General features: G+C 58.6%; 5 protein-coding genes. 1 reads left to right on the top strand and 4 read right to left on the bottom strand.

Going from position 1 to position 5,711, the window contains the following annotated elements; genetic code table 11:
• From QZ522_RS17350 to QZ522_RS17335, 4 genes are all read right to left on the bottom strand, one after another.
• Positions 1-323: GDP-mannose 4,6-dehydratase (locus QZ522_RS17350; protein WP_294614553.1), on the bottom strand; the 323-nt coding region annotated here is incomplete at its 3' end.
• A complete protein-coding gene (locus tag QZ522_RS17345; protein WP_294614550.1) occupies positions 320-1,669 on the bottom strand; it encodes a UDP-glucose/GDP-mannose dehydrogenase family protein in 1,350 nt (449 codons plus the stop codon). The genes QZ522_RS17350 and QZ522_RS17345, both read right to left, overlap by 4 nt.
• Positions 1,670-1,779: 110 nt before the next feature.
• The gene (locus QZ522_RS17340; protein WP_294614547.1) at positions 1,780-3,231 is read right to left on the bottom strand and encodes a mannose-1-phosphate guanylyltransferase/mannose-6-phosphate isomerase; all 1,452 of its coding nucleotides are present in this window, start codon (positions 3,229-3,231) and stop codon (positions 1,780-1,782) included.
• Positions 3,232-3,409: 178 nt separating this feature from the next.
• Positions 3,410-4,372: a GDP-L-fucose synthase gene (locus QZ522_RS17335; protein ID WP_294614544.1), complete on the bottom strand. Its 963-nt coding sequence runs from the start codon at positions 4,370-4,372 to the stop codon at positions 3,410-3,412.
• 191 nt (positions 4,373-4,563) lie between these two features.
• Between QZ522_RS17335 and gmd the strand changes: the two genes are divergently transcribed.
• Positions 4,564-5,688 carry a GDP-mannose 4,6-dehydratase gene (gmd, locus tag QZ522_RS17330; RefSeq protein WP_294614542.1) on the top strand — a complete coding sequence of 375 codons (1,125 nt, stop codon included), beginning with the start codon at positions 4,564-4,566 and terminating at the stop codon, positions 5,686-5,688.
• The last annotated feature ends 23 nt before the right edge of the window (positions 5,689-5,711 follow it).

The raw sequence follows: 5,711 nt of genomic DNA, 5'->3' as shown, positions 1-5,711 counted from the left end.
AAGGTGCCCACCACATTGGCAGCAATATAGGCCTGGGGATGTTCGATGCTGTAGCGCACGCCAGCCTGCGCCGCGAGATGGACGATCACGTCCGGCGCGAAGTCGAAGATGGCCTGATCAAGTGCGGGCTTGTCCTCCAGCATGGCCTGGATGAAGGTAAAGCCGTTGCTGCCTGCCAGCAATTGCAGGCGGGCACGCTTAAGCGACACGTCGTAATACGGCGTCAGCCCATCATAGCCGAGCACCTGATGGCCGTCGGCGACAAGGCGCCGGCTCAGATGCGAGCCAATAAACCCGGCTGCGCCGGTGACGAATACTTTCATTCGGCAGCGTCCGCCGCCGCGACAGACTCAAAGCTGCCGGCATTGGGTCGCCCAATGCTGGTATAGGCGAGCCCGGCGGCTTCCACCTCGTGGCGGCGATAGACATTGCGCAGATCGACGAATACCGGGCTGGTCATGCTGGCAGCGATGCGGCCGAGGTCCAGCGAACGGAAGGCATTCCACTCCGTGACCAGGACAAGGCAGTGGGCCGCCACGGGAACGTCGTAGGCATTGGCCGCATATTCTATACCCGAGATCATGGTCTTGGCCATTTCCATGCCCTCGGGATCATAGGCGCGGACCTTGGCACCGGCATCCTGCAGCGCCTGAACGATGGCGATGGACGGCGCGTCGCGCATGTCATCGGTATTGGGCTTGAAGGTCACCCCGAGCACGGCAATCGTCTTGTTGTTGAACGAGCCGCCGCATTGATCCAGAAGCTTGTCGACCATCCGGCGCTTTACTTCCTCGTTGACCTTGATCACGGTCTCGGTGATTTGCATCGGCACGGCATGCTCCTGCCCGATCCGCGCCAGCGCCTTGGTATCCTTGGGAAAACAGCTCCCGCCATAGCCCGGCCCGGCATGCAGGAACTTGTTCCCGATGCGCCCGTCAAGCCCCATCCCGCGGCTGACCTTCTTGACATCCGCCCCGACCCTTTCGCAGAGTGCGGCAATTTCATTGATAAAGGTGATCTTGGTCGCCAGAAACGCATTAGAGGCGTATTTGATCATCTCGGCACTTTCCAGATCGGTCGTAATGATCGGAAAATCCCGCAGGTAAAGCGGCCGGTACACCTCGGCCATCACCTGGGCAGCGCGATCAGTCTCGACCCCGACGATCACCCGGTCGGGCTTCATGAAATCGTCGATTGCCGCCCCTTCACGCAGGAATTCCGGGTTCGAGGCGACGTCAAACTCCAATCCCGGATTGGCCGCAATCATCACCTCTTTGACCTTGCGGTTCGTGCCGACCGGGACCGTCGATTTCGTGACCACGACGACATATTCCTTGGCCAGGCGCGCGATCTCTTCGGCGGCGGCCATCACATAGGTCAGATCCGCATGGCCATCGCCGCGCCGCGTGGGCGTGCCCACCGCGATAAACACCGCATCAGCGCCATTGATCGCCGCACCGATATCCATGGTAAAGGACAGACGCCCGGCCTCGACGTTACGGTTCATGACCACATCAAGGCCCGGCTCGTAAATCGGGACTTTTCCCTGCTCAAGCATTGCGATCTTGGCCGCGTCCTTGTCGACACAGATCACCTCATGCCCGAAATCCGAAAAGCAAACCCCCGAGACAAGCCCGACATAACCGGTGCCGATCATTGCAATACGCATGTTCTATCCAATTCCGACTGCTGCCTTGGCATTATGCCTTCGTGTTTTCGGCAGGGAAACGTCATATGCAAGGGAAAAGCAAGGCGGGCCGCACCAATGACAGGCCCGACTTATCCCTTCGCGCCCTGCCCTCTGGCATAGTCGTCCTCATAGCGGATAATGTCATCCTCTCCGAGATAGGTGCCAGTCTGGACCTCGATAAGGATCATCGGAACCTTACCGGGATTTTCAAGCCGGTGCCTTGCACCAAGCGGAATGTAAACGGACTCGTTTTCAGTCATCAATCGCTCGGTCGCGTCAATCGTGACCTTGGCTGTGCCCGCGACGACGATCCAGTGCTCGGACCGATGGTGATGGCTTTGCAGACTTAGCTTTGCGCCGGGTTTCACATAGATCCGCTTGACCTGAAACCGTTCGCCAATGACCAGCGTCTCGAAATGCCCCCAGGGTCGGTGGTCCATGGAAAAGGCTTCGGCCTGTTTGATGTCCTTCGCCTTGAGTGTCTCGACCACCAGTTTGACATCCTGCGAGCGCGACAGGTCGGCGACAAGCACCGCATCGGGCATGGCAACCGCCATGATCCCGTCAAGGCCAAGCCCAATCAATTCCAGATTGCTGCTTTCGGATCTGAGCAGGGAATTGGAACAATCAATCGCCTGCGCCGCGCCTGAAAGCACAACACCGTTCGCGTCGCCCTTGCCCTGCTGTTGCACGGCTTCCCAACTTCCAAGGTCGGACCAGCTTGCGGTGAAGGGCACGACCGAAAGGGTCTCGGCCTTTTCCATCACGGCATAGTCGATGGAAATATTGCGCACCCCGCACCAGGCTTCGGGCTCGAGCCGCAGAAAGCCAAGGTCGGGGGTGGCGTGCTCAAGTGCAGCCCGTACCGGCGCGACCAGGTCAGCGGCATATTTTTCAAAGGCGGCGATGATATCCTTGGCCGCAAACAGGAAAATGCCCGCATTCCAGAAATACGTTCCGGCCTCGACCATATGCGCGGCGGTTTTCGCATCGGGTTTCTCGACAAAGGTCTTCAGCGGTATAGCCCGGCCCGATCCGTCGGGCTTTTGTGAAAGTTCAAGATAACCATAACCGGTTTCCGCACGGTCTGGTTCGATGCCAAAGGTCACCAGCGCGCCACCGCGTACCGCCTCCAGCCCCCGAGACACGGCCGCATGAAACGCCGCCGCATCGGGGATGACGTGATCGGATGGCGCGATCAGCAGGATGGCCTCGGGGTTGGTGGCAACGGCATGCATCGCAGCGGCCAGAACGGCAGGTGCGGTATTGCGGCTTGCCGGTTCAATCAGAATGGCGCCGGGGTCGATGCCGACCTCGAAGAGTTGCTCGGTCACGATGAACCGGAAATCCGAATTTGTAAGAATGACCGGCGGCGCGAATTCGAGATCATCAAATGCCCCATGCACCCGCGCGGCAGAGGCCTGAAACAGGCTTTCTGGGCCCAGCAACTGAGCAAATTGTTTGGGAAAACTTTTGCGGGAGAGAGGCCAGAGGCGCGTCCCCGAACCACCGCAGAGGATCACAGGCGTGATTTGGGTCATGCAGGAAATCTCCACTCAACAAGCTTGGCGCGCCTGAAATATACGCGCTCGACACTGTCGTGATTAGAGCAACACGGTATCAAGGACAACCAATTCAAAGATCCAAGATGCACATGGCCAGCAGTGTGCAGGCATCGCGCCGGTCATCCGGGCGGTCGCCTTCGATCGGGAAAGCCGTCTATTTGGCGCGCAGCGCCTCTTCGGGGCGCTCGAGAAACCAGCGATAGGTATCCCTGATGCCCTCTTCCAGCCCGATCTTGGCGCTCCAGCCCATACGCGTGAGGCGGCTTACATCCGTAAGCTTGCGCGGTGTGCCGTCGGGTTTCGTGCTGTCAAAACTGATCCGCCCCCCGAAACCGGTCACGCGTGCCAATGTTTCCGCCAACTCGCGGATTGTCACGTCACGCCCGGAACCGACATTGATATGGCTCAGCATCTCTTGGGTTTCGCGCCGATAGACCTCGGGATCAAGGCCCATCACGAAAAGCGAGGCTTCGGCCATATCATCGACATGCAGGAATTCACGCATCGGGGTGCCGCTTCCCCAGACGACCACCTCGTCGGCGCCCTCTTGGGCGGCCGTATGAAACCGGCGCAGAAGGGCCGGCAGGACATGGCTGTTTTCGGGATGAAAGTTATCACCCGGCCCGTAAAGATTGGTCGGCATCACGGAGCGATAATCGGTTCCATATTGCCGGTTGTAGCTTTCACAAAGCTTGATACCGGCAATCTTGGCGATGGCATAAGGCTCGTTTGTGGGTTCCAGAACGCCGGTTAAAAGGGCCTCTTCCGGCATCGGCTGTGGCGCCATCTTGGGATAGATACAGGTGCTGCCCAATTGCAGAAGGCGGCGCACACCGGCGGCATAGGCCTGATGGATGACGTTGCATTCGATCATCAGGTTTTCATAGATGAACTGTGCCGGATAGCTGTTGTTGGCAATGATGCCCCCAACCTTGGCCGCCGCAAGAATGACCGCATCGGGGCGCGTATCCTGAAAAAAGTCACGCACGGCGGTCTGGTCGGTCAGGTCAAGCCCTGCCGAAGTGCGGGTGACAAGCTCGTGCCCGCCCTGCGCCTTCAGCTTGGCAAGAATTGCCCCACCAACCATGCCCCTGTGGCCCGCCACGTAGATTCGCATAAATTCAACCCCACTCCGATTTCGTCCTGCTTAGCGGGTTTGCGGTATTGCTGCAATTTAGAAGCCCCCCTGTCCTTCAAGCAAAAACCGGACGGTTCGGCGCCAAAAAGCTTTCATGCCTTGCGGTCCATCCATCGACCTTATTACAACGGCACAAAAGCTTGCAGCCGGTAAAAGGATAGAAACGCGTCATGAAAAAAGCATTGATCACGGGTGTCACCGGCCAGGATGGCTCTTATCTGGCTGAGCTGCTTTTGGCGAAAGGCTATGAGGTCCACGGGATCAAGCGGCGCGCGTCGCTGTTCAACACGCAACGTGTCGATCACATCTATGAGGATCCGCATACCGACCACGCCTGTTTCAAGCTGCATTACGGCGATCTGACCGACACCTCGAACCTGACGCGCATCCTGTCCGAAGTGCAGCCTGACGAGGTTTATAACCTCGGCGCGCAAAGCCATGTCGCCGTCAGCTTTGAGGCCCCCGAATATACCGCCGATGTCGATGGCATCGGCACGCTGCGCCTGCTTGAAGCGATCCGGTTCCTCAAGATGGAGGAAAAGACCCGTTTCTATCAGGCCTCCACCTCAGAGCTTTATGGCCTCGTGCAGGAAACCCCACAGCGCGAAACCACGCCGTTTTACCCGCGCTCGCCCTATGCGGTGGCCAAGCTTTACGCCTATTGGATCACCGTGAATTACCGTGAGGCTTATGGGCTGTATGCCTGCAACGGCATCCTGTTCAATCACGAAAGCCCACGCCGGGGCGAAACCTTCGTGACGCGAAAGATCACCCGCGGTCTGGCCAATATCGCACAGGGGCTCGATACCTGCCTTTACATGGGCAATATCGACAGCCTGCGCGATTGGGGGCACGCCAAGGATTACGTGCGCATGCAGTGGATGATGCTGCAACAAGACAAGCCCGAAGATTTCGTGATCGCCACCGGGGTTCAATACTCGGTGCGCGAATTTATCACCTGGTCCGCGGCCGAACTTGGCATCACCCTTGAATTTCGCGGCACCGGCATTGACGAAGTGGCCGTTGCCACCGCCATAGAGGGCGGCCAGGCACCGGGCATCAAACCCGGCGATGTGATCATGCGGATCGACCCCAAGTATTTCCGCCCCGCAGAGGTCGAAACCCTGCTGGGTGATCCGTCCAAGGCCAAACAGAAACTTGGCTGGGTTCCGGAGATCACAGTACAGGAAATGTGCGCCGAGATGGTGACCGAAGACCTGCGCGCAGCCAAGCGCGTGGCGCTTCTCAAAAGCCATGGATATACCTCTCCGCTTTCGACGGAAGATCGGGGCTAGGGTCTGATTTGGTTGGTTGTGTT

Source organism: uncultured Roseovarius sp. (genome assembly GCF_913054395.1).
Taxonomy (GTDB): domain Bacteria; phylum Pseudomonadota; class Alphaproteobacteria; order Rhodobacterales; family Rhodobacteraceae; genus Roseovarius.
This window is presented reverse-complemented; position numbering and strand designations above follow the sequence as displayed.